This is a genomic window from Halomonas lysinitropha, assembly GCF_902500215.1.
In the GTDB taxonomy this organism is placed as follows: domain Bacteria; phylum Pseudomonadota; class Gammaproteobacteria; order Pseudomonadales; family Halomonadaceae; genus Halomonas; species Halomonas lysinitropha.
Window position 1 is genome coordinate 30,058 of the sequence record NZ_CABVOU010000022.1, and the last position, 24,026, is coordinate 54,083.

General features: G+C 65.3%; 20 protein-coding genes. 10 read left to right on the forward strand and 10 right to left on the reverse strand.

All coding sequences use genetic code 11. From position 1 onward, the window contains the following. Positions 1-10: 10 nt before the first annotated feature. The 9 genes from HALO32_RS04060 to glnA form a co-directional block, all read right to left on the reverse strand. Positions 11-1,507 carry a tripartite tricarboxylate transporter permease gene (locus HALO32_RS04060; protein WP_151442507.1) on the reverse strand — a complete coding sequence of 499 codons (1,497 nt, stop codon included), beginning with the start codon at positions 1,505-1,507 and terminating at the stop codon, positions 11-13. A gap of 9 nt (positions 1,508-1,516) precedes the next feature. Continuing rightward, positions 1,517-1,993, reverse strand: a complete 477-nt coding sequence (locus tag HALO32_RS04065) for a tripartite tricarboxylate transporter TctB family protein (protein WP_151442508.1) — start codon at positions 1,991-1,993, stop codon at positions 1,517-1,519. Then, entirely contained in the window at positions 1,990-2,985 is a 996-nt protein-coding gene (locus HALO32_RS04070) for a Bug family tripartite tricarboxylate transporter substrate binding protein (RefSeq protein WP_151442509.1), read from the reverse strand. Before HALO32_RS04070 ends, HALO32_RS04065 begins: the two co-directional genes overlap by 4 nt. 90 nt (positions 2,986-3,075) lie before the next feature. After that, entirely contained in the window at positions 3,076-4,278 is a 1,203-nt protein-coding gene (locus HALO32_RS04075; protein WP_151442510.1) for a CaiB/BaiF CoA transferase family protein, read from the reverse strand. Further along, entirely contained in the window at positions 4,275-5,237 is a 963-nt protein-coding gene (locus HALO32_RS04080; protein ID WP_151442511.1) for a hydroxymethylglutaryl-CoA lyase, read from the reverse strand. The genes HALO32_RS04075 and HALO32_RS04080 overlap by 4 nt, the downstream gene beginning before the upstream one ends. A 167-nt stretch (positions 5,238-5,404) precedes the next feature. After that, positions 5,405-6,817, reverse strand: coding sequence for a nitrogen regulation protein NR(I) (gene glnG / locus HALO32_RS04085; protein WP_151442512.1), 1,413 nt, complete (start codon positions 6,815-6,817; stop codon positions 5,405-5,407). Further along, on the reverse strand, positions 6,810-7,856 hold the full coding sequence (gene glnL, locus HALO32_RS04090; protein WP_151442513.1) for a nitrogen regulation protein NR(II): 1,047 nt from the start codon (positions 7,854-7,856) through the stop codon (positions 6,810-6,812). The genes glnG and glnL overlap by 8 nt, the downstream gene beginning before the upstream one ends. A 468-nt stretch (positions 7,857-8,324) precedes the next feature. Beyond that, positions 8,325-8,909, reverse strand: a complete 585-nt coding sequence (locus HALO32_RS04095; protein ID WP_151442514.1) for a DUF4124 domain-containing protein — start codon at positions 8,907-8,909, stop codon at positions 8,325-8,327. A 179-nt stretch (positions 8,910-9,088) separates the two neighbouring features. After that, a complete protein-coding gene (gene glnA, locus HALO32_RS04100) occupies positions 9,089-10,495 on the reverse strand; it encodes a glutamate--ammonia ligase (protein WP_151442515.1) in 1,407 nt (468 codons plus the stop codon). Positions 10,496-11,172: 677 nt separating this feature from the next. Here glnA and typA point away from each other — a divergent pair. From typA to HALO32_RS04135, 7 genes are all read left to right on the forward strand, one after another. Next, complete coding sequence (gene typA / locus HALO32_RS04105) at positions 11,173-13,023, forward strand: translational GTPase TypA (RefSeq protein ID WP_151442516.1); 1,851 nt, start codon at positions 11,173-11,175, stop codon at positions 13,021-13,023. 144 nt (positions 13,024-13,167) lie between these two features. Further along, a complete protein-coding gene (locus HALO32_RS04110) occupies positions 13,168-13,485 on the forward strand; it encodes a hypothetical protein (RefSeq protein ID WP_151442517.1) in 318 nt (105 codons plus the stop codon). Positions 13,486-13,612: 127 nt separating this feature from the next. Then, positions 13,613-15,058 carry a sodium-dependent transporter gene (locus HALO32_RS04115; RefSeq protein ID WP_151442518.1) on the forward strand — a complete coding sequence of 482 codons (1,446 nt, stop codon included), beginning with the start codon at positions 13,613-13,615 and terminating at the stop codon, positions 15,056-15,058. A 24-nt stretch (positions 15,059-15,082) separates the two neighbouring features. Continuing rightward, complete coding sequence (locus tag HALO32_RS04120) at positions 15,083-15,850, forward strand: ABC transporter ATP-binding protein (RefSeq protein ID WP_151442519.1); 768 nt, start codon at positions 15,083-15,085, stop codon at positions 15,848-15,850. A gap of 98 nt (positions 15,851-15,948) precedes the next feature. Beyond that, complete coding sequence (locus tag HALO32_RS04125; protein ID WP_151442520.1) at positions 15,949-16,653, forward strand: ABC transporter ATP-binding protein; 705 nt, start codon at positions 15,949-15,951, stop codon at positions 16,651-16,653. 34 nt (positions 16,654-16,687) lie between these two features. Next, positions 16,688-17,692, forward strand: a complete 1,005-nt coding sequence (locus HALO32_RS04130; protein ID WP_151442521.1) for a branched-chain amino acid ABC transporter permease — start codon at positions 16,688-16,690, stop codon at positions 17,690-17,692. After that, positions 17,692-18,993: a branched-chain amino acid ABC transporter permease gene (locus HALO32_RS04135; RefSeq protein WP_151442522.1), complete on the forward strand. Its 1,302-nt coding sequence runs from the start codon at positions 17,692-17,694 to the stop codon at positions 18,991-18,993. The genes HALO32_RS04130 and HALO32_RS04135 overlap by 1 nt, the downstream gene beginning before the upstream one ends. Before the next feature lie 263 nt (positions 18,994-19,256). On the opposite strand, the gene HALO32_RS04140 is transcribed toward HALO32_RS04135, so the two are convergent. Next, a complete protein-coding gene (locus tag HALO32_RS04140) occupies positions 19,257-20,471 on the reverse strand; it encodes an ABC transporter substrate-binding protein (RefSeq protein ID WP_407646822.1) in 1,215 nt (404 codons plus the stop codon). A gap of 142 nt (positions 20,472-20,613) precedes the next feature. On the opposite strand from HALO32_RS04140, the gene HALO32_RS04145 reads away from it, so the two are divergent. The 3 genes from HALO32_RS04145 (at position 20,614) to HALO32_RS04155 (ending at position 24,017) form a co-directional block, all read left to right on the forward strand. Further along, entirely contained in the window at positions 20,614-21,378 is a 765-nt protein-coding gene (locus HALO32_RS04145; RefSeq protein WP_151442523.1) for a dienelactone hydrolase family protein, read from the forward strand. Between the two features lie 2 nt (positions 21,379-21,380). Then, a complete protein-coding gene (locus tag HALO32_RS04150) occupies positions 21,381-22,463 on the forward strand; it encodes a C45 family autoproteolytic acyltransferase/hydolase (protein WP_151442524.1) in 1,083 nt (360 codons plus the stop codon). A gap of 129 nt (positions 22,464-22,592) precedes the next feature. Next, the gene (locus tag HALO32_RS04155; protein WP_151442525.1) at positions 22,593-24,017 is read left to right on the forward strand and encodes a bifunctional enoyl-CoA hydratase/phosphate acetyltransferase; all 1,425 of its coding nucleotides are present in this window, start codon (positions 22,593-22,595) and stop codon (positions 24,015-24,017) included. Positions 24,018-24,026: the final 9 nt, after the last annotated feature.

Consider the following 24,026-nt stretch of genomic DNA (forward strand, 5'->3'; position numbering starts at 1 on the left):
CCCAGTCGGCCTAACGCAGTCGACCCCGAACCACCCAGGAGTAGACCAGCCCGGCAACAATCAAGGTAACGGCAAACAGGTAGATGCCCACCGAGATGCCACTACTCCAGAGAATGCTCCACTCGCCGCCCGATATCGACATGGCCCGGCGCAGATTGAACTCCATCTGCCCGCCCAGTAGCAGGCCCAGCACCACCGGCACCGTGGGAATCTCCAGCTTGCGCAGCACATAGCCCAGCACCCCGAAACCCAGCATCATGTAGAGGTCAAAGGCGCTGTTGTTGAGCGAGTAGACGCCGACGAAGGCCACCATTACCACCATGGGCATCAGGAACCAGCCCGGCGCCTGCAGCACCTTGGCGAACAGGCTCACCAGCGGCACGTTGAGCACCAGCAGCACGAAGTTGCCGATCACCAGCGCCGCCACCAGCCCCCACACCATTTCCGGCTGCTGCTCGAAGAGTAGCGGCCCCGGGGTGATGTTCATCGACAGCAGCAGTGCCAGCAGAATCGCCGTGGTTCCGCTGCCGGGAATGCCCAGCGACAGCATGGGAATCAGAGCCCCGCCGGCGGCGGCATTGTTACCCGCCTCGGGGGCGGCCACGCCGCGCGGGTCACCCTGGCCGAAGCGGCCGTCGCGGCCCACCCAGCGCTTCTCGAGCATATAGGCGAGGAAGCTGCCCAGTGCCGCCCCGGCTCCCGGCAGCACCCCGGCGACGAAACCGATCAGCGAGCCACGGGCGATGGTCGGTGCGCAGCGTCCCGCAGAGCGCACGCCGGGAATCGCCGAGCCGAGCTTCAGGGTCGGGCGGCTGGTGCCGCGGATGTCTTCCAGGTAGATCAGGCACTCGGAGATGGCGAACAGTCCCACCAGGGCGACGATGAAGTCGATGCCGTCATAGAGCTCGTAGAGCCCGAAGGTGTAGCGTGGCACCCCGCTGACCGCATCGATGCCGACGCTGCCCAGCAGCAGCCCCAGGAAGGCGGCGAGAAAACTCTTGATCAGGCTGCCGCCGGTCACCCCACCGATGGTGGCGAAGGCCAGCACGAAGAGCGCGAAGTACTCCGCCGGGCCGAACCGGATGGCGAACTGGACCAGCAGCGGCGCGAACAGGGCCAGCCCCAGGGTAGCGACCCCGGCACCCACGAAGGAAGCCACGGCAGAGACGCCCAGCGCCTCGCCCCCGCGCCCCTGCAGGGCCATCGGATAGCCATCCAGGGTGGTCATCATGGCCGGCTCATCGCCGGGAATGTTGAGCACGATGGAGCTGATACGCCCACCGTACATGCAGCCGTAGTAGACGCTGACCAGCAGGATCAGCGCCCCGGTGGCCGGCAGGCCGAAGTTGAAGGAGAGAGGGATCATCAGCGCCACGCCGTTGACCGGCCCCAGCCCCGGCAGGGCCCCGATCAGGGTGCCGATGACGCAGCCGATGAGCGCCAGGAAGAGGTTCTGAGGCTCCAGCGCCACGGCGAAGCCCTGGGCGAGAAAGGCGAGGATTTCCATGTCGCGGGGTTACCAATCCAGGCCGGGAATGTTCGGCAGCGGCATGCCGAGGACGAATTCGAACAGGACATAGAGGGCCAGAGTGAGCACGACGCCACTGATCAGCGCAGACTTCCAGGCCGCCCCGAACAGCCGGATGAGCAGTATCACCGCGGCCAGGGAAGCGGGCAGGAACCCGAGCGGCTTGACCAGCCCCGCATAGCAGGCCAGCACCAGCAGGGTCTGCGCCTGGCGCACCAGCGCGGCGCGTCCCGGCCAGCGCTGGTTGAAGCCCGGCTTCAGGATCAGCAGCAGCGACAGCGCCGCCAAGGGCAAGCTGATCAGGCGCGGATACTCGCCTGGCCCGATGGGCTGCATGAAGCCCGACTCCAGGTCGTGTGAGAGCCACCAGGCGCCCACCGCCAGCGCCAGCAACAGGGCGCCAGCGATGCGATCACCGATAACGCCGGGCACTCGCCCGGCGTTATCCTGGCTGGCGTCGCTCACTGAATGACTCCGATCTCCCGCGAGATGGTCTCGACCTCATCGATGGACTGGCGAACGAAGGCGTCGAACTCTTCGCCGCCGCGCCACAGCGGCACCAGACCGTTCTGCTGGGCGACCTCCTTCCACTCGTCGCTGTCATAGAGTGTCTGGAGGTCTTCCACCATGGCGGCATAGTCCGCGTCGGAGACCTCGCCGCCGGTGTAGAAGCCACGCCAGTTGTAGCCCGCCACGTCATAGCCCTGGGAGGCGGCAGTAGGCAGCTCGGCGAAGGGCTCGGGGAGCGGATCCTCGGAGAGCACCGCCAGCACGCGCACGTCGCCGGACTCGATAAAACCGGCGATCTCGCCCAGATCCGTCGAGACCACGTCCACGTGCCCCCCCATCATCTGGGTCACGGCCGGGCCGCCGCCGTCAAACTGCACCCAGCGCAGGCTGCCGATCTGGTCATCCGGCATGCCCGCCTCCTTGGCCAGCATCAGCGCGCGAATGTGATCCCAGCCACCGGCACCGCTGGAGCCGGCAACGGCCAGGGCACCGGGATCCTCGACCACGGTCTCGAGCAGCTGCTCGAGACTCTCGTACTCGCTGTCGTCATCCACCAGGATGACGCCCACATCGGTACCCAACATGCCCAGCCAGCGCATGGTATCGGCGCCGCCGGGGTACCTGCCCTGGGCGATCTGGGTCACCCCCACGGTGCTGGTGGCGACGATCAGGTCGCTGTCGTCGGCGCGATTGCTCTCGACGTTGGCAAACGCCACGGCGCCCACCCCACCCGGCATGTTGGTGACCTGCACCGGGCTATCCACCAGCTCGAGGTCGAGCAGCAGCTTGCCCACCGAGCGGCAGGTGAAGTCCCAGCCGCCGCCGGGGTCCGCCGGTGCGATGCACTCACTGATGGGCAGCGCCTGGCTGGGCGTGCTGACGGCCAGGCCGGCGCCCAGCAGGGCCGTGGCAGCGACTCCGGAGAGGTTCTTGATGACCGACTTCATTGGCGTATTCCTCCTGATTGTTGTTGTGGCGAGCGGAGCGGGCCTCGCCCTGGCGACTCCCCGCCGTGTGGCGGCCTCATTCAGGGTAGCTCATATAACGCCACGAGCCTGCAGCGCCTCCAGCTCATCCCCTGTCATGCCCAGTTCCCCGAGCAGCTCGTGGGTGTGCTCGCCGAGCCGCGGTACCCGATGGTAGAGAGTCGCCGGGGCCTCGCGCATCTTGACGGGAAAGCCGGTCACGGGAACCGTGCCGGAGGCCTGCTCCAGCGCCAGGCGCATCTCCTGAGCCTGCACCTGGGGGTCGGCGAAGGTCTCGCGCAAGTCGTGCACTCTCCCGCACGGCACTCCGGCCCGGTTAAGATGCTCGATCCATTCGTCTACCCCGCGTGTTTCGGTGACGTCGTTGAGGATCTCGCGCAGCGCGTCGCGGTTGGCCATGCGCCTTGCATTGTCGGCGAAGCGCTCGTCGTCGAGCAGGTGCAGCTTGTCGAGGGCACCAAGGAAGCGCTCCACCATGGTGTCGTTGCTGGGGGCGATGGCCACTTCACCGTCGCTGGCCTTGAACAGGCCATAGGGATAGAGCATGGGATGGTCGTTGCCGGTGCGCGCCGGCACATGATCGGTGGCGAAGAACTCGGCGGCCAGGTAGCCCATCATGGCGATCAGGCCGTTGGTCAGTGCCGTCTCGACGATCTCCCCCTGACCGGTGGTGGCGCGTCGCACCAAGGCGGCGCAGATACCGAAGGCCAGGTTCTGACTGGCCACCATGTCGCTGATCGGCGGTGCCGCCCGCATGGGGTCGCCGTCGGCCGGGCCATTCACGCCCATGAAGCCGCTCATGGCCTGGGCGATGAAGTCATAGGCGGGACGGTCGCGATAGGGGCCGGAGGAGCCGAAGCCGTTGATGCGACCCACCACCAGCCGCGGGAAACGCTCGCGCAGGGTATCGTCATCCAGCCCAATCTTGCCCAGCACCCCCGGTCGGAAATTCTCCACCAGGACGTCGGCCCCTTCCAGCAGCCGATGCAGGATCCGCTTGCCGTCGTTGCTGCGCAGGTCGAGGGTGAGCGAACGCTTGTTGCGATTGAACTGGGCGAAGTACCAGCTCTCGCCGTTGACCATATTGCCCTGGCTGCGCACCACGTCGCCCTTGCCCGGCGGCTCGATCTTGACCACGTCGGCGCCATGGTCGCCGAGGATCTGGGTGCAGAAGGGGCCGGAGATGACACGGGTCAGGTCAATGACGCGAATGCCGGCCAGTGAACCCGGTGCCTGGGAAGCGATGGGTGTCATGTTCCTCGACCCTCCGCCGTGGGCACCGAATCGCCATCGCTCAGCGCCAGGCGCGGCCCGGCCCTTGAGACCTGGGCCGGCAGGGAACGTCCCATCAGCTCGCTGGCCAGCCGCGAAGCGTCGATAAGGCGTTCCAGCTCGAGGCCGGTGTCGATGCCCATCTCCCCGAGCAGGTAGGCCAGGTCCTCGCTGGCGATGTTGCCCGAGGCACCGGGGGCGAACGGACAGCCTCCCAGTCCGCCGATGGAGCTCTCGTAGCGATCCACGCCCAGCGCCAGCCCCTGCATGACGTTGGCCAGGCCGATGCCGCGAGTGTTGTGGAAATGCAGAGTCAGTGCCAGTTCGGGCGCCGCCTGGTGCAGATGGCGGACCCGCTCGGTCACCAGCGGCGGCGTGGCCATGCCGGTGGTATCGCCCAGGGAGAGATGGGTAGCACCCAGACCGGCGAAGCGCCGGGCGATGTCCTCCACCGCCTGGACCGGCACATTGCCCTCGAAGGGACAACCGAAGGCGGTAGCAATAGCACCGCGCAGCGCCACGCCGCTGCCCTCGAGCCGACGGGCGACCTGCTCGAAGCCGGCCAGGGATGCCTCGACGCTGCGGTTGACGTTCTTGGCGTTGTGGCTCTCCGAGGCGGAGACGAACAGCACCACCGAATCCACCCCCGCCTCGAGGGCCCGCTCGGCCCCACGCAGATTGGGCACCAGGGCCGAGAGATGCAATCCGGGCGTATCACGCAGCGCCGCCACCAGCTCCGCGGCATCGGACAGCGCCGGCACCGCCCTGGGGCTGACGAAGGAGGTGACCTCGAACTCGCGCACCCCTGCCGCGATCAGCGCGCGGGCCAGGGCCAGTTTCTGCTCGGTGGCGAGTACGACGGGTTCGTTCTGCAGGCCGTCTCGCAAGCCCACCTCAGTGATGTGGACGCGACGCGGCGGGGCTTCGGGGGCAACGAGCATCGGGGCTGTCCTATTGCATGATAGGTTGCTGATACGGCGACGCTACGGCAGCCCCTCCCACGCAACAATGCGCCTTTCGTTGTAGCCCTGCTCCCCCTCCAACAGCGCCGGCAGCAGCGTCTTCAGCTTACCGGCCCGTCAAGAGAGAGTGTTGCGCCCCTGCATCCTCACTCCCCCTCAGCCAGTGCCGGCAGCAGCGTCTTCAGCTTGCGCGTGAGCGTGTTGCGTCCCCAGCCCAGCAGCTCGGCGGCCTCACCCTTGCGCCCACCGGTGTGCTTGAGTGCCGTCTCGATCAGGATGCGTTCGAAGTCCGGTACCGCCTCCTCAAGCAAGTGGGTATGGCCGGCTGCCAGCGCCCGGTCGGCCCAATCACGGAAGGCGGTGCGCCAGTCGCCGGTGTTGCCCACGTTGGCCCCGGGCTCGCGCAGCTCCTGCGGCAGATCCTCGACGAGCACCTCACGCCCGGAGGCCATCACCGTCAACCAGCGACAGGTATTCTCCAGCTGGCGAACATTGCCCGGCCAGGGCAGCCGGGTGAAGTGCGCCTCGGCCTCGGGGGTCAGCACCTTGACGTCGGTGGCGAGCTCCTTGGCCGCTTCCGCCAGAAAATGGCGCGCCAGCCGCGGAATGTCTTCGCGGCGCTCGGCCAGATTCGGCAGATGAACGCGGATCACGTTGAGACGATGGAAGAGGTCCTCACGGAAGCGTCCGTCTCCTACCAGGGCCTCCAGGTTCTGGTGGGTGGCGGCAATGATCCTCACATCCACCTTCACGGAGGTGTGGCCACCCACCCGATAGAACTCGCCGTCGGCCAACACCCGCAGCAGGCGAGTCTGGGTCTCGGCCGGCATGTCGCCGATCTCGTCGAGGAACAGCGTGCCACCATTGGCCTGCTCGAAACGCCCCTGGCGCTGGGCGGTTGCACCGGTGAAGGCGCCCTTCTCGTGGCCGAACAGCTCCGACTCGATCAGGTCCTTGGGGATCGCCGCCATGTTCAAGGCAATGAACGGCTTGCCGGCCCGCGGGCTGTGCTGGTGCAGCGCCTGAGCGACGCGCTCCTTACCGGTCCCGGATTCGCCGTTGATCAGCACGGTGATATGCGAGTGCGACAGCCGGCCGATGGCGCGGAATACCTCCTGCATGGCCGGCGCCTCACCGATGATCTCGGCATCCAGCCCCTCGGGCACGCTCACCGGGCGCTGCCGCTCTCGAACGTGGGCCACGGCACGGCGAACCAGGGCCAGGGCCTCGTCGACATCGAAGGGTTTAGGCAGGTAGTCGAAGGCGCCACCCTGATAGGAGGCGACGGCACTGTCGAGGTCGGAATGCGCCGTCATCACGATCACCGGCAGCTCTGGATGAACCTCGCGCACCTTGGCCATCAGGTCCAGGCCGTCGATCCCCGGCATGCGGATATCGGTGACCAGCACGTCCGGCGGCGAGTCGAGCAGTCGCTCCAGGGCACGGTCGGCCCGATCAAGGGTCTCGACTTCCAGGTCAGGCTGGGCCAGGGCACGCTCCAGTACCCAGCGAATGGCGCGATCGTCGTCGACGACCACTACGCGTGCGACATCAGTCATGGCGCTTCTCCAGCGGAATCAGCAGTCGGAATCGGGTATGGCCGGGCTGGGACTCGCACTCGATCAGCCCATGATGCTGGTGCAGGATCGACTGTGCGATGGAAAGCCCCAGGCCACTGCCCTCGGCACGCCCGGAGACCATGGGGTAGAAGAGGGTCTCGCGCAGCGACGTGGGAATGCCCGGGCCGTTGTCGATGATCGCCACCTCGCAGACCAATCGATGGCACTCGGCCCCCAGGGTGAACTGGCGGCGGGCCCGGGTGCACAGCGTGAGCCTTGGCGAGGGAGTGCCGGCCTCCGTCATGGCCTCCACCGCATTGCGTGCCACGTTGAGCACGGCCTGGATAAGCTGCGACTCGTCACCGGACAGATCCGGCAGGCTGGGATCATAGTCGCGCTCGATCCACACGCTCGGATGCTCGACGATCAGCAGTGCACGGACCCGCTCCAGCACCTTGTGGATATTGAGCGGTTCGTGGCGTATCACCCGATTGGGCCCCAGCATGGAGTCGACCAGGTCTCGCAAGCGATCGACCTCCTCGATGATGATGCGGGTGAACTCCTGCAGGCCGGGGTCATCGAGGTCGCGCTCCAGCAGCTGAGCCGCGCCTCGGATACCGCCCAGGGGGTTCTTGACCTCGTGGGCCAGGCCCCGGGCCAGCACCTTGATGGTCTCCTGTCGCGTCTGAAGCGCCTCCTCTCGTGAGATGCGCAGCAGCCGGTCGCGAGGCTCCACCTCCAGAAGCAGCTCATTGGCAGACAGCGGCGACACCGTGTAATCCACCGTCAGCGTCTCGCCGGTGCCCAGGGTCAGCCGCGCTTCTCGTTGGGTGAAAGGGTGGAACTCTTCACATGCCTTGGTCAGCAACTCGCCGAGCTCCTTCCCGCCATCTACCAGGGATGGCAGGGGCAGCCCCTTGAGGCGACTCAGACTTATCGCCAGCAGCGCTTCGGCAGCCGGGTTCATCCAGCGCAACCGCAGCTCGCCATCGAGCAGCAGCACTGCCGTGGTGAGATGTTCCATCACGCGTTGATACATGGGGAGGTCCTACCCGGTTCGGTTTTCGCCTCCGTCGGGAGGCGCTCTCGAGACTTGTCTTTCAAGACATGTGCAAGAAGCGCGCCACTCTATGGCGCGCGTCATGGCGCCTTATCGGGCAGGGGCGCACCCGCATTGCGCACCATTTTAGTGCAGGATGTCACGAACTGCTGATTGTCGTGCAGCGGGGACGCCAGAAGAGCCGGGAGATCAGCGCGACTCCGCAGAAGGGACGTCGCGGGAACGATGACGATGGTGCCGGTATGGCGGCGCCTCTCGTTCGGCACCGGGATGTTGCGGGGTCTCACCGTCGCGCAATCGCTCCAGGTGTTCGAAGGCACTGCCCTCACCCACCCGGTCGGCATGATCGAAAGCATCGAAGCTGCCCTGTTCGCGAGGCGGAGGCTCGCGACAGGGCCTATGGCTGCCGTCCGGACACAACGGCCGGTGTGGCCGGCGATGGGGCAGCTAATTGTTGGGGTTCTGGGGCAGGTTGACGCTGGCCCGCTGCACGTAAAGCGTCACTGACGACGTGCGATGTCGCACCGCCCCACTGGCATCCAGCAGTTCGGCCTGCAGCACGTGTTCTCCGCGATTCAGGTTGTTGAGCATGAAGGTATCGGTGTGCATGGCCGTCTGGCTGATCTGGCCGTCCACCAGCAAGCGCACCCGATGGTCCTCACGCAGGTTCGGCTGTATGCCCAGGGCCACCTGAACATTGCCGGCGGCCCCGGTGGGCAGGGTCTCCTCCTGACCCGGCGAGAGGATGGTAAAACTGTCGTAGGGCATGAAGGGCTGTCCCGAGCCGGCAGCGCTTCCGTCACTTCTTTCGCTGCCGCCATTATCGATCACAGCCGGTGTCTCCCCCTCCGTGACCTCCCCGCGGCTGGGTACCACGGTGAGAGGCTCGAGGTCGACCTCCTCGCCGCCGCGCTCCGGATTGTCGGTGAACACCACGTTGCCCTGTGCATCGGTGCTGCGGTAAATGTTCTGAGCCTGGGCCAAGAGGCTTACCGAGAGCCCCAGCACCAGAATCACGAGTACCTTGTTCATGCCTACCCCCTGCGTCGTTGCCGCCACCTGACGGCAACGGCCATGAGATTGCATCTTCACGTTATTGGATATTGTACGAAAGCAAGGGGTTCCGCCATGGCGGAACCCCTTTACTCGCTCAACACGCGAGACGACAAGCTACAGCAGACCGCAAGGACCGCGCTGTCAGCTATCCGTCATCAACAGCTGTAGTACATGTCGAACTCGACCGGGTGCGTGGTCATGCGGATGCGCTCCACATCCTCGCTGAGCAGCTCGATGTAGGCATCGATCATCTCGTCGGTGAAGACGCCACCCTCGGTCAGGAAGTCGCGATCCGCATCCAGTGCCTCCAGGGCCTGATCGAGGCTGTGCGCCACGGTCGGCACGGACTTGCCCTCTTCCGGCGGCAGGTCATAGAGATTCTTGTCCATGGCGTCGCCGGGATGGATCTTGTTCTTAATCCCGTCGATGCCGGCCATCAGCATCGCCGCGAAGCACAGATAAGGGTTGGCCGTCGGATCCGGGAAGCGCAGCTCGACACGCTTGCCCTTGGGGCTGGCGGTGTAGGGAATGCGCAGCGACGCGGAACGGTTGCGGGCGCTATAGGCCAGCATGACCGGCGCCTCGAAACCCGGTACAAGGCGCTTGTAGGAGTTCGTCGAGGCATTGGCAAAGGCGTTAAGGGCCCGAGCGTGCTTGATGACGCCACCGATGTAGTAGAGCGCCATCTCGGAGAGACCGGCGTACTCGTCACCGGCAAACTGGTTGACGCCCTCCTTCCAGAAGGACTGGTGGACGTGCATGCCACTGCCGTTGTCGCCGACCAGCGGCTTGGGCATGAAGGTGGCGGTCTTGCCGAAGGCGTGAGCCACGTTGTGTACCACGTACTTCATTTCCTGAAGCTCGTCGGCCTTCTTGACCAGGGTGTTGAACTTGACGCCGATCTCGTTCTGACCGGCATTCGACACCTCGTGGTGATGCACCTCCACGGTCTGGCCGATGGCCTCCAGGGTGTTGCACATGGCACCACGGATATCGTGGAAGCTATCCACCGGCGGGACCGGGAAGTAGCCACCCTTGACGCGCGGACGGTGGCCCAGATTGCCGCCTTCGACTTGACGGTCGGTGGACCAGGCACCCTCTTCGGAGGTGATCTTGTACATGGAGCCCTCGATGTCGGACTTCCAGTGTACCTCGTCGAAGATGAAGAACTCGGGCTCGGGCCCGAAGAAGGCGGTATCACCCAGGCCGGAGGATTGAAGGTAGGCCTCGGCGCGCTTGGCGATGGAGCGCGGATCACGCTCGTAACCCTGCATGGTGGCGGGCTCGATGATGTCGCAGCGCAGTACCAGGGTCGAGTCTTCGGTGAAGGGGTCGAGGAAGGCAGTGCCATCTTCGGGGCGCAGGATCATGTCCGACTCGTTGATGCCCTTCCAGCCGGAGATGGAAGAGCCATCGAACATCTGGCCGTTCTCGAAAAATTCCTCGTCGATGTCACGCGCCGGAATGGTGACATGCTGCTCCTTACCGCGGGTATCGGTGAAGCGTAGATCGACCCACTTGACGTCGTGTTCTTCAATCAGGGCGAGAGTCTTGGCAGACATGATGTCCTCCGCTGTGAGCTAGGCTAGAAAGGTTGGGCTTGTGTATCGCATTGGCGCTGGCGAATCCAGCAGGTGTTGTAGCATGCCGCAGCAGCGCTGCCCACGGCTGCCATGCACGAACACGGCACTGCCCACCACAATGCAGGCAGCGTGCCAATCTTGCACCGTTTCATTCCAGACGTTTCGTATCCATCTGATTTCAAAAACTTTAGCGCCTCGATGCCGGACACCCTCTGCACCAGCATCATCAGGCCAATGCGTAAATTCGGGATGTCGCGCAGCCAATTGCACCGTCAAGGTGCACCGAGATGCCCTTGCGCACTATATTGGAACATTCCGCCGCCCCCTTGCCCGTTGATGGCGCGCCTCATGCCCGGGGCAGCCAGACCGCCCCCCAAGTCACAGATACTTGGTGATCTGCTTGAACTCATCGAGCGAGACCGACTGGCCCTGGGCGATCGCCTTCGCGGCGGCCGGCTATGGCGAGCGGAGACGATAGCGGCAAGTAAATGAGGGGCCGCTAAAGAGCCAGCGAGGTCAGCAGCGGGAAGGCACCGAACTTGCTACTCCTGGGCGCCGCTAGTCTGTACAATGCGCGGCCTACATTCCCTGCCCCGCGCCTAGGGTACTTAATAAAACGTGTACATAGGTGCGTACATATCAGCGAGTCACACCCTATGAGCACGACCGTAACTCCTTCACATATCGATAGTCTCAGGAACATTGCCATCATCGCCCACGTCGACCACGGCAAGACCACCCTGGTCGACAAGCTCCTCAGCCAGTCCGGCACGCTGGACCGCAAGGCGGAAGGGCAAGAACGCATCATGGACTCCAACGACCAGGAAAAAGAGCGCGGCATCACCATCCTGTCCAAGAACACCGCCATCCGCTGGCAGGCGCCCGACGGCGAACACTTCCACATCAATATCGTTGACACGCCCGGACACGCCGACTTCGGCGGCGAAGTCGAGCGCGTCATGTCCATGGTCGACTCTGTGCTACTCCTGGTGGACGCGGTAGATGGTCCCATGCCGCAGACCCGATTCGTCACCCAGAAGGCCTTCGACCAGGGCCTCAAGCCCATCGTGGTGGTCAACAAGATCGACCGCCCCGGCGCCCGCCCGGACTGGGTCATCGACCAGATCTTCGACCTGTTCGACAACCTGGGGGCCAGCGACGACCAGCTCGACTTCCCGATCATCTACTGCTCGGCGCTCAACGGCATCGCCGGACCGGATCCCGATGAGCTGGCCGAGGACATGTCGCCCATGTTCCAGTCCATCGTCGATATCGTCGAGCCGCCCAAGGTCGAGCTCAATGGCCCCTTCCAGATGCAGATCTCCGCGCTGGACTACAACAGCTATGTCGGGGTCATCGGCCTGGGCCGCATCAAGCGCGGTTCGGTGAAGCCCAACCAGCAGGTCACCATCGTCACCAAGGAGGGCAACACCCGCAAGGGCAAGATCGGCCAGGTGATGACCCACATGGGTCTGGAGCGCGTGCAGACCGACGAAGCCACCGCCGGCGACATCATCTGCATCACCGGCATCGACAACCTGGCAATCTCCGACACCCTGTGTGATCCGGCTGCCGTCGAGGCACTGCCGCCGCTCTCCGTGGACGAGCCCACCGTCTCCATGAGCTTCCAGGTCAACGACTCGCCGTTCGCCGGCAAGGATGGCAAGTTCGTCACCAGCCGCAACATCAAGGATCGACTCGACCAGGAGCTGATCCATAACGTGGCGCTGCGTGTCGAACAGGGCGAGACCCCGGAGAGGTTCAAGGTCTCCGGTCGCGGCGAGCTGCACCTCTCGGTGCTGATCGAGAGCATGCGTCGCGAGGGCTTCGAACTCGCCGTGGGGCGTCCCGAGGTGATCATCCGCGAGATCGACGGGGAGAAGCAGGAGCCCTACGAAGAAGTGATCATCGACTGCGAGGAGCAGCACCAGGGCGCCATCATGGAGGAGCTCGGCTATCGCAAGGGCGAGCTGCTCAACATGAACCCGGACGGCAAGGGTCGCGTGCGCCTGGACTTCATGATCCCCGCCCGCGGGCTGATCGGCTTCCGTGGCCAGTTCCTGACCCTGACCTCGGGCACTGGCATCCTCACCAGCCGCTTCGACCACTACGGCCCGCTCAAGCCCGATGCCTCCATCGAGCGTCGCAACGGCGTACTGGTCTCCATGGTCTCCGGCAAGGCCCTGGCCTATGCCCTCTATGCCCTGCAGGAGCGCGGCAAGCTGATCATCGATCACGGCACCGAGGTCTACGAGGGCATGCTGATCGGCATCAACAACCGCGCCAACGACATGGTGGTCAACCCCACCAAGGGCAAGAAGCTCGACAACATGCGCGCCTCGGGCAACGACGAGAACATCGTGCTCACCCCGCCCGTCAGATTCAGCCTCGAGCAGGCCATCGAGTTCCTCGATGACGACGAACTGGTGGAGATCACCCCGCACCACATCCGCCTGCGCAAGAAACATCTGACCGAGAACGATCGCAAGCGCGCCGGCAAGAAGTAACGCCCGCTGTACATGCCATACCGGAGCCCGCCAACTGGCGGGCTCTTTCGTTTCGCCTCTCTCATTTCCGGCCGCAGCATGCTGTCCTTGCCGGCGCCGGCGGCTATGCTGGAGGCTGAATTCCCCTACCGAAGGAGAACCGCCATGCACAAGCACGTGGAGTGGGACGACCCCGGCCGCGACAGCGTGCTGGAGCATTTCGCCAGCAATCCCGAACAGCTTGTCGAGCCCCGGCCCGGTGACATCCTCTCGGCCCGCTACGAGGGCACTATCGTCCGGGTGAAGGTGGAGGCCTGGGTCGAGGGCACCAGCATCGGCGAGGTGGCGGCAATCATCGCCCTGGACAACGGTCGACGCCTCAAGTCCCACGGCAAGCTCGCCCTGGGCGACACCGTGCGCCTGCCGGACGACAGGCGAGCCCTGGAGCCCGAACCCGGCGCGCCCGAGAACGACGAGGATTGATCCAGCGCTTGGATACCATCCTCACCACCAACGCCCCCTAAACGCAGACCGACTAGCCAGGAAGGGGGCTTGTGCCGCAAAGTCGCGTAGCAGGCCCACAAGGCCACCAAGACAATCCTGGATCCCCATGAGCACGCACAACGTCTGGACTCACAAGGGCACCTTCCTGCTCGCCGCCGTCGGCTCGGCCGTCGGGCTCGGCAACCTCTGGCGCTTTCCCTACCTGACCGGCGAGAACGGCGGTGGCGCCTTCATCCTGGTCTATGCCATTACCATCTTCGCGGTGGGCATTCCCATCCTGATCGCCGAGATCATGCTGGGACGCAACAGCCGTCGCAGCCCGATCATGGGCATGCGCTTCCTGACCCGTACCCACCAGACGTCGCGAAGCTGGGAATCGATCGGCTGGCTGGGCGCCGCTTCGGCCTTCCTGATCCTGAGCTTCTACTCGGTCATCGCCGGCTGGGCGATCCACTACACCGGCTTGATGTTCACCGGTGCCATGATCGACGTGGATGCCGGCAGCGTAGGGCAGAGCTTCGATGCCCTGCTCGCCTCGCCTTCGCTGCTGACGCTCTACCACACCCTGTTCATCGCCGCCTCGGCGCTGATCGTGGGACTCGGCATCCACAGGGGCATCGAGGCCGGGCTGCGCGTGCTGATGCCCTCGCTGTTCGTGATCCTGCTGGTAGTGCTGAGCTACGGCGCCATCATCGGCGACTTCGGTGCCGCTGCCAGCTTCCTGTTCACTTTCAACCTGGCCGATCTCAGCCTGGAAGGCTGGCTGCAGGCGATGGGTCAGTCCTTCTTCACGTTGAGCCTGGGCATGGGCGCGATCATGGCCTACGGCGCCTACATGCCCGGCGAGGCCTCGTTGACCCGTACGGCTTTTTCCATCGCCGTGGTCGACACTGCCGTGGCCATGGTCGCCGGCCTGGCGATCTTCTCGCTGGTCTTCGGTGCCGGGCTTGACCCCGGCGAGGGCCCGGGACTGATGTTCGTCACCCTGCCGCTGGCCTTCGCCGAGATGCCCGGCGGGGCCTTGGTCGGCGGCGCCTTCTTCATCCTGGTGCTGGGCGCGGCCATCAGCTCCTCGATCTCGCTGATCGAGCCGGTGGCGGCCTTCCTGGTCGAACGCTTCGACCTGACCCGGCCCCAGGCCGTGGCGGTCATGGTCATCGCCAGCTGGGCGCTGGGACTGCTCACCGTGCTCAGTTTCAACCTCTGGGCCGAAGGCACGCTCTTGCACGTCATCTTCGGACGTAGCGCCTTTGAGCTCATCGAGCTGCTGACCAATATCTTCATGCCACTGGGTGGCCTCTTGATCGCGCTCTTCGCCGGCTGGACGCTGACCCACTCCGAGGTGATGAAGGAGATGCGCACCAACGAGCGCTGGTTCCGCATCTGGCGCTTCCTGGTGCGCTTCGTAGCGCCTGCTGCGGTTGCCTTCGTCTTCCTGCGCAGCATTCCGCAGGTGGAGGGCTACCTGATACCGGCCACCGGCGCCGTAGTGATCATCGGCGCCTTCGCCGCCGGCCGAACCTTCCTGGCCGATCACCGCCAGGAACTGTAAGAACAACAACCGACGAGATCCGACATGGCAGCCATCATCGACGTCCAGCACGTCAACAAGGCCTTCGGCGGCCTCAAGGTCATCAATGACTGCTCGATCCAGGTGGAGCAGGGATCGATCACCGGCCTGATCGGGCCCAACGGCGCCGGCAAGTCGACGCTGTTCAACATCATCGCCGGCTCCCTGCCGCTGGACAGCGGCCAGGTGCTGCTCGACGGCGAAGACATCACCAACCGACCCGCCAACGAGCTGTTCCACAAGGGGCTATTGCGCACCTTCCAGATCGCCCACGAGTTCTCCCACATGACGGCCCTGGAAAACCTGATGATGGTGCCGCCGGCCCAGGCCGGCGAGACCCTCTTCAATGCCTGGCTCAAGCCCTCCCTGGTCAGCCGGCAGGAGGACGAGGTCCGCCGCCGCGCCCTGGAGGTGATCGACTTCATCGGTCTGCACCACGTCCGCAACGAGCTGGCCGGCAACCTCTCCGGCGGCCAGAAAAAGCTCCTGGAACTCGGCCGTACCATGATGACCGACGCCCGGGTGGTGCTGCTCGACGAGATCGCCGCCGGGGTCAACCGCACCCTGCTCGGCGACCTGGTGACCAACATCGAGCGGCTCAACCGCGAGATGGGCTACACCTTCCTGGTCATCGAGCACGACATGGACATGATCGCCCGGCTCTGTGACCCGGTGATCGTGCTCGCCCAGGGCAGCGTCATGGTGGAGGGCAGTATCGAGGAGATCCAGAACAACCCCCAGGTCATCGAGGCCTACTTCGGCGCCGCCTCCTGACGGGAGAGCCACCATCCGAGGGCAGGCACCCGGCCAGCGCTTTCCAGCGCTTTCCAGCGCTTCCCAACAACGAGAACGAACGCAGAGAACATCTGACAATGCCATTACTCGACGCACGCGACGTGCACGGTGGCTACGGCGGCATGAACATCCTCAACGGGGTGGACATGACCATCGAGGCCGACGAGATCGGCGTGATCGTCGGCCCCAACGGCGCCGGCAAGTCCACCATGCTCAAGGCCATCTTCGGTCTGCTCCACGTCAGCCAGGGCGAGATCCTGCTGCGTGGCGAGCCGATCCATAATCTCCCCCCCAACAAGCTGGTGCAGAAGGGGATGGGCTTCGTTCCCCAGGAGCACAATGTCTTCCCGAGCCTCACGGTGAAGGAAAACCTGGAGATGGGCGCCTTCCTCAAGCCCGACAACGTCAAGCGCATGTTGAAGCAGGTCTACGAGTTCTTCCCGCCGCTCCATGACAAGCGGCACCAGCCGGCCGGTGAGCTCTCCGGCGGCCAGCGCCAGATGGTGGCCATGGGCCGGGCGCTGATGGCGGAACCCAGCCTGCTGCTGCTCGACGAACCCACCGCCGGCCTCTCGCCGCTCTTCATGAACGAGATATTCGAGCAGGTAAAGCTGGTCAACTCGGCCGGCGTGGGCATCCTGATGGTCGAGCAGAACGCCAAGCAGGCCCTGGCCATTGCCGATCGAGGCTTCGTGCTGGCCGCCGGCCAGAACCGTTTCACCGATACCGGCGCCGCCCTGCTGGCCGATCCGGAAGTCGCCAAGAGCTTCCTGGGCGGCTAGCCCAGAAGGTCCGAGAAGGTGGGAGAGTACCGACGTGAATGAACTTGTCTTTTTTATCAACAACGTGGTGATCGCTGGCAGCGTGAGCGGCTCGATCTATGCCATCGGCGCGGTGGGCGTGACGCTGATCTTCAGTATCATGCGCTTCGCCCACTTCGCCCATGGCGACATGATGACCTTCGGTGCCTTCATGGTGCTGTTGCTGACCACCGCCTTCCCCGGCGCGGGCGCCGCCTTCGGTGTACCCTCGGCGCTGATCCTGCTGCCGCTGGCCATGGCGCTCACCGCCCTGCTCGCGGTGGGCATCGACAAGGCGTTCTACAAGCCGCTGCGCGCCCACGGCGTCAAGCCGATCGTGCTGGTGATCGGCTCGCTGGGGGTAACGCTGATGCTCCAGGGCCTGATCCGGCTGTTTGCCGGTACCAGCGGACAGAGCCTCTACGTGGATGACCGCAAGGAGATCTTCCGCCTCGCCCTGCCCTTCGAGGGCGCGCGGGCCCCGGTAGTGATCACCGAACCGCAGCTCTACCTCTTCGTGATCACTCTCGTCGCGGTGATCGGCCTGCACCTCTTTCTCAACCGCTCGCGGCTGGGCAAGGCGATGCGCGCCATGTCCGACAACCCCGACCTGGCCCAGGCCTCGGGTATCAACACCAATACCATCGTCGCCGTCACCTGGGTGATCGCCGGGGGACTGGCCGCCATCGCCGGCACCCTGCTGTCGCTGGACGTGACCTTCAAGCCCGACCTCAGCTTCTTCCTGCTGCTGCCGATCTTTGCCGCAGCCATCGTCGGCGGCGTGGGCCACCCCTACGGCGCCGTGGCCGGTGGCTTCGTGGTCGGCTTCGCCGAGACCCTCGCGGTCTTCAACTGGAGCGTAATGCTGCGACCCTTCCGCGACAGCCTGCCGGAGTGGCTGACCCAGTCCGGCAACCTGGCCTTCGTCGGCACCGAATACAAGATCGTGGTGCCCTTCTTCATCCTGGTCGTCATTCTGGTGTGGCGCCCCACCGGCATCTTCAAGGGCAAGGTGATCTGATGGAAACCAAACGAGCCGATACTGTCGCCGCGCCGCGCCGCTTCCCGCTGCGCGAGGTCATTCTCTTCGCTGCCGTACTGGTGGCCGTGCTGGGCGTCTATGCCGTCATGGGCCCGGCCTACAGCACCCGCATGCTGGTCGAGGCCTCCTGCTACGCCATCCTGGCCCTGGGCCTGACCATTCAGTGGGGCTATGCCGGCCAGTTCAACGCCGGGGTAATGGGCTTCGTCGCCCTGGGCGGCTTCTGTGCCATGATCTTCAGCTTTCCGGTCAATCCAGACTTCTGGGAGAGCGAGCTGCCCGGTGAGCTGGGCCTGGCATTGCTCTATATGATCGCCGCCGTAGTGGTGGTATTCGGCGCCACCCGGCTCAATCGCCTCGGCGTGCCGAAAAAACTGCGTACCGTCATCGCCATCGTTCTTGGGGTGGTGCTCTACCTGGTGGTGGTCAATGCCTTCCGCGGCGTGACCGACCAGATCGAATCCCGCGCCGGCTTCATCGGCGGCCTGGGCCTGCCGGTCGGCGTCGGCTGGATTTTCGGTGGGGCGCTCGCCGGAGGCGTCGGCTACTTCATTGGCCGCGTCTGCCTGGGGCTGCGCAGCGACTACCTGGCCATCGCCACCCTGGGCATTGCCGAGATCATCAAGGCCTTCCTCAAGAACTCCGACTGGCTGACCCGCGGCACGGCCACCGTCTCGCCACTACCCTGGCCGGTGCCGGGTCCGGCCGAGGTCGGGTTCACCCTGGCCCGGGCCCTCTACCTCTCGGTCACCGCCGTGGTGATCGCGGTGATCTTCTTCCTGCTGAGCCGGGCCTATCACGCCCCCTGGGGCCGGATGATCCGCGCCATCCGCGACAACGAGGTCTCTGCTGCTGCCATGGGCAAGGATATCAACAAGCGTCGGCTGGAGATCTTTGTTCTGGGCTGCATCCTGATGGGGATCGGCGGGGCGGCCATGGCCAGCTTCAACACCATGTTCGATCCCCAGGGTTACCTGCCGCTCAATCACACCTTCCTGGTGCTGGTGATGGTGATCCTGGGCGGGCCCGGCAACAACCTGGGCACCATCTTCGGCGCCGTGGCGGTCTACATCATCTGGATCATGTCAGCACCCTTGGCACTGTTCCTGATGGACATGGCCGTCGCCTTCGGTGAGGGCGCCTTCGGCTGGGAGGCGCCCACCAACCTGGACAGCCGGGCCCTCCAGGCGCGCGTCTTCGTGATCGGCCTGCTGATCACCCTGGTACTTCGCTATGCGCCCAAGGGGCTGTTGCCGGAGAAGGTCCGCCACCACGGCTGATTAAAGCCGTAAGCAACACAAGGTGCAGCAAGCCCAAAGAAAAGGTTCATCGCATTTCGGCGTGAAGACACCGACAGCACCCTGTAGGAGCGCAATTCATTGCGCGAATGGCGCCGACAGGCGCCCGGAACAACCCCACCGTCGCTTCGCGCCGGATCGCGCAGCAAGCTGCGCTCCCACAGGACAGAATCACGCCAGTCTGCGATGCACCAAAGCAAAGGCCCCGGCGGTTGCCGGGGCCTCGTGCTGACGGAGTCGATGTTTTAGAGGTCGTCGGCCCCGAGTTCGCCGACCTGCACGAACTCGCCGTCCTCGACGGTCATCTCGACCACGATGCCGGGGACGTCACCGTTCGCGTCGAACTCGTGAGTGCCGGAGGCGCCCTCGTAGTTGATCTCGGTACCGGCGGCGATCAGCTCCACCGCCTTCTCCCACTCGCCGGGCAGGATCACCTCGCCGGGCGCCATGGCGACGCTGCGCAGCGCCTCGGAGAGCCCCTCACGCTCGGCGTTGCCGTTCTGCTCGATGGCGAGTGCCAGCAGGAAGGCCGCATCATAGGCCTGAGCCGCGAACACCGCATCCGGGTCAACATCCGCCGCTTCGGCGGCCTCGCTGAACATGGCGGTACCCGGCAGGTCCGGGCTGCCCGGCCGAGTGGCGATCATGCCCTCGAGCACATCGGCGCCCACGGCATCCACCAGGCTGTTGCCGACCATGCCGTCGGCGCCCACGTACTGGGTGAACATGCCGCTCTCGTAGGCCTGGCGCAACACGGTCTGGCCGGAAGTATCGGCATAGGCCAGCACGACCAGAGTCGGCACACCGCTGGACGAGAGGGTACCCAGCTCCGAGCGGTAGTCGGCACGGTTATCCTCGTGGGCCAGGTTCGCGGCCACCGTGCCACCCTCGGCCTCGAAGGTCATAGCGAAGGCATCGGAAAGGCCCTGACCGTAGTCGTTGTTGACGTAGGTGACCGCCACCTCGTCGATGCCCTTCTCGAGCAGCAGCTTGGCCAGCATCTCACCCTGGAAGGCGTCCGAAGGCACGGTGCGGAACACCAGATCGTTGTCGTCCAGCTCGCTGACCGCCGGGGCCGTGGAGGCCGGCGAAACCATTACCACGCCGCCGGGAATGGCCGCATTGTTGGCCGCCGCGATGGTGGCGCCGGTGCACAGGGCACCGACAATGGCCGTGACCTGCTCGGTGTTGACCATGCGATCGGCCGAGTTGGAGGCGGCCGAGGCATCGGAACAGGTGGTATCCCCGGTGGGCATCTCGATCATCTGACCATCGAGGAGACCGCCTTGCTCGTTGATCTGGTTCACCGCCAGCTGGGCGCCATCGAAGATCGGCGGGGTCAGACTCTCGATCCCGCCGGTGAAGCCCCCCAGGAAACCGATCTTGACTTCGGCCTGGGCCATGCCCGAAAAGGCTACGGTAGACGCGGCAACTGCCATTGCCAGTACGTGTTTTTTCATGATTGTCGTCTCGCTCTGGTTGCTCGGGTAACTCACCATCACAATCTGGAACCCTTCCTGCCAGAACACAAGTCCGCCCCGCCAACGCTCGCGGCAACGGCGCCTATACTGACAGGCGTCCATCAATCCCTGGAGGCACAACATGAACTACCCGCTTTACGCCACCATTACCCTAGCCACTGCATTGGGCCTTGCCGCGGGCAGCGCGCTCGCGTTCGAGCCCAGCGGTCAGGACGTGACCTATGACGTCGCCGGCGAAGCCTTCGAGGGCTACCTCGCCACCGCCGAGGGGGAGGCCCGCGGCAGCGTGCTGATCATCCACGACTGGGACGGCCTCGATGACTACGAGCGCCAGCGCGCCGACATGCTCGCCAAGCAGGGCTATGACGCCTTCGCCGTCGACCTCTACGGCCAGGGCAACCGCCCGGAGGAGGTCGATGCCAAGAAGGCCGAGACGGCCCGACTCTACGAGGACCGCGAACGCATGCGTACCCTGACCCTGGCCGGCCTGGCCGAGGCACGGGACCAGGGAGCCGCAACACCCACCGTGGTGATGGGCTACTGCTTCGGCGGCGCCGTGGTGCTGGAGCTCGCCCGCTCCGGCGAGGCGGAGGAAGTGGCCGGCTACGCCACCTTCCATGGCGGCCTGGCGACCCCCGAGGGCCAGTCCTACGCCGGGGATACTCCCCCGATCCTGGTCGCCCACGGCGGCGCCGACCAGTCGATCTCCCTGGACGACGTCGCCACCCTGGGCAAGGAGCTCGAGGCCGCTGGCGCCACCTACGAGATCCAGATCTACTCCGGCGCCCCCCACGCCTTTTCCGTATTCGGCAGCGACCGCTATCAGCAGCGCGCCGACGAGAAGTCCTGGGAGGCGTTCCACGAACTGCTCGACGAGGTGCTGTGACCATGCACATCACCCCCCTCTCAGGCAGCCGCACCGAGATCGGCGAGGCTCACGGTCGCGCCCATGCCGAGCTGATCACTCACAGCCTCGAGGTCTATGACCGGCTGTTTCAGGACTTCGTGGGCCTCGACTGGGCCAGCGCACGCCAGACGGCCGGGCGCTTCCTGCCGATGATCGAGCGCGGCTTCCCGGCCATCCTCGAGGAGATGGACGGCATCGCACGGGGGGCCGGGCTCGACTTCGAGGACATCCTTACCCTCAACTGCCGCAGCGAGATCTCGCTGACCCAGGCCAGCGGTGGCTGCTCGGCCTTCGCCCTGAACCGCAACGGCACCCAATGGCTGGCCCAGAACTGGGACTGGCGGACCGACCAGCTGCACAACGTGGTGGCCCTGGAGATCAGCGGCCACGACGCCCCCGCCCTGATCAGCATCGGCGAGGCGGGCATGGTGGCCAAGATCGGCATGAACGAGCGCGGCATCGGAGTCTGCCTCAACGCCATCCGCTCGCGTACCTGCGGTGAGGGGCTTCCCATTCACGTCGCCCTGCGCAAGATCCTCGAGAGCGCCGACATGGACAGCACCGTGGCCGTGGCCAGCCACGATCGGGTCTGCTCGCCCGCCCACTTTCTGATCGGCAGTGCCGACGGCCAGGCGGCCGGCCTGGAGGTCCATCCCGGCGAGCCCGGCCAGCTGGCCCCCGAGGCCGGCACGGTCACCCACACCAACCACCTCTATGCCCGTACCGCCAACTGCCAGGTCGAAGATTTCCCGCGCCCCGACTCCCGCCAGCGCCTGGCGCGCCTGGATAACCTGCTGCGCGAGCGGTTGCCCGCCGAGGGGGAGATCGGCGAGAGCGAGCTGTTCGAGATCCTCAGCGACCATCACGGTGAACCGCTCTCGATCTGCCGCCACTTCAACCCCGACCAGCCCCCCGAAGAGCGCATGGAGACACTGTTCTCGGTCGTCATGAACCTGACCCAACGCCGCCTGACGCTGCGCCACGGCAAGCCCTGCGAGAGTGACGAGAGCCTGACCGTGCAGTTCGGTGCTGACCTCGGGGCGGCCAGTACGCTGGCTCCCTGACCCACTACCGGCGGGCCAAGGCTCGCCGGGCTCACCATCACGTCGGCGGAACAGGGCAAGGACGCCAACAACACGCTATGATGGGGCTGTATTTGCTGCATCGCAGTAACCACCATCGGAGCTGACCCCATGGATGCCCCCAACGACGACCGCTATATCGAGAATCGCACCTACGACGAGATCCAGGTAGGCGACAAGGCCTACCTCGAAAAGCGCCTGACCCTGGATGACATCAAGCTGTTCGCCATCATGTCCGGGGACGTCAACCCTTCCCATGTGGACGACGATTTCGCGCGCAGTTCCCGCTTTCAGGAAGTCATTGCCCACGGCATGTGGGGCGGTGCGCTGATTTCCACGGTGCTGGGCACCCAGCTTCCCGGTCCCGGCACCCTCTACCTGGGGCAGACGCTGAGCTTCCGGGCACCGGTCAACCTCGGCGATGTGCTCAAGGTCAGCGTGCGCGTCACCGCCAAGGACGACGCCCGCTCCCAGTTGACCCTGGACTGCCGCTGCGAAAACCAGAAAGGCAAGGTGGTCATCGAGGGCGAGGCCCGGGTGCTCGCGCCCAAGGAGAAGGTACGCCGGCCACGTACCGTGCTGCCCACGGTGCGCCTGGCCGAGCGCGGACGCCTGCACGAGATCCTGTCCGCCGCCGACCATCCGCCCGCCATTCCCGTGGCCGTGGTGCACCCGGTGGATGATGTATCGCTGACCGGTGCCGTGGCCGCCGCCCATCAGGGCCTGATCACCCCTCTGCTGGTCGGCCCGGAAGCGAAGATCCGCGCCGCGGCCGATACCGCCGAGATCGACATCAGCGAGTTCGAGATGCTCGACGCACCTCATAGCCATGCTGCTGCGGAGCGCGCCGTGGCCCTGGTGCGAGAGGGTCGCGCCGAGGCCCTCATGAAGGGCGCTCTGCACACCGACGAGCTGATGCACGAGGTACTCAAGCGCGAGGGCGGCCTGCGTACCGAGCGCTGCATCAGCCACGTCATGGCCTTCGATGTCCCGACCTACCCGCGACCGCTGTTCATCACCGACGCCGCCATCAATATCACCCCCAGCCTCGACCAGAAACGCGACATCATCTGCAACGCCATCGAGCTGGCCCACGCCCTGGGCAATGCCGACCCCAAGGTCGCCATTCTTGCCGCGGTGGAAACGGTCAACTCCAGGATGCCCTCGACGCTGGATGCCGCCGCCCTGTGCAAGATGGCCGACCGCGGCCAGATCAAGGGCGGCACCCTGGACGGCCCGCTGGCCTTCGACAACGCCATCTCCGAGAGCGCCGCGCGCACCAAGGGCATCGAATCACCGGTCGCCGGCCGGGCCGACATTCTGGTCGCGCCGGACCTGGAGGCGGCCAACATGCTGATGAAACAGCTGAACTACCTGGCCGACGCCACCGGTGCCGGCCTGGTGCTGGGCGCCCGGGTGCCCATCATCCTGACCAGCCGCGCCGACGAGGCCATCACCCGCATGGCCTCCTGCGCCCTGGCCCTGCTCGTGGCGGATCATCAGAAACGCCAGGGTCTGCCCAGCCAGAGTACTTGAGATGAGGAG